Origin of the sequence: Shewanella sp. SP2S2-6 (assembly GCF_031931965.1) — a bacterium.
Classification (GTDB): Bacteria; Pseudomonadota; Gammaproteobacteria; order Enterobacterales; family Shewanellaceae; genus Shewanella; species Shewanella baltica.
Genome location: NZ_JAUOEQ010000076.1, coordinates 1 through 841, shown reverse-complemented (window position 1 = coordinate 841; position 841 = coordinate 1). Strand labels below are relative to the sequence as shown.

The window sequence follows — 841 nt, the reverse complement described above, 5'->3', positions numbered from 1 at the left end:
TCATAAACTCCCTTGTTGGTTGATTAACTTTAAAAATCCAATCGTGTTTTAAGCTGCCAAAGAATCGCTCAACAACGGCATTATCCCAACACGCCCCCACATCACCCATGCTGGCTCGGATACCATAGCTCAATAGCAGCCTACCGAATTGCTTACTGGTATATTGCGAGCCTCGGTCACTGTGGAATACCAGCCCTCGCGCTGGTTGTCGCAGGTTGTAGGCTTTTATTAATGCCTTAGATATCAAATCTGTGGTCATGCGTTTATCTATGTGCCATCCCACAATCCGGCGTGAATATAAATCCATCACCACTGCCAAATACATCCAGCCTTCACCCGTCTTTAAATAGGTCACGTCACCCGCCCAGACCTGATTAGCCGATACTGGATTAAAGTTCATGTTTAACAGGTTATCTGCCACTGCATCTGAGTGTTTCCGCTGCGTAGTCACCTTGTAAGCACGTCGTTGGGTTGCTTTGAGTCGAAGGCGGTGCATAATTTTACGAACGAGATAGCGACCAACCTGGTAGCCTTCCTTGCGCAATTTTTTCACCATTTCACGATTCCCTAAGCTGCCTCGACTTTGCTTAAATAGCTGTCGAACAAGGCGATAAAGCTTCAGTGTTTCAAGGCTTATCACGTTTGCAGGGCGCTTATGCCAATCGTAATAACCTGATTTACTTACACTCATTACTCGACATAACAGTGCTACAGGAAACAGGTTGGATTGCCGTTTGATGAAACGAAATTTTACTTCATTTCTTTCGCAAAGAAGGCGCTGGCCTTTTTTAGAATTTCTTTCTCCATTCGTAATCCTTTGTTTTCTCTACGTAATCGCTTT

1 pseudogene is annotated in these 841 nt (G+C 44.6%); it reads right to left on the bottom strand.

Annotation, left to right across the window (positions count from 1 at the left end):
* Positions 1–841 (bottom strand): annotated as a pseudogene (locus Q4Q57_RS22020) (IS3 family transposase); the annotation flags it as partial.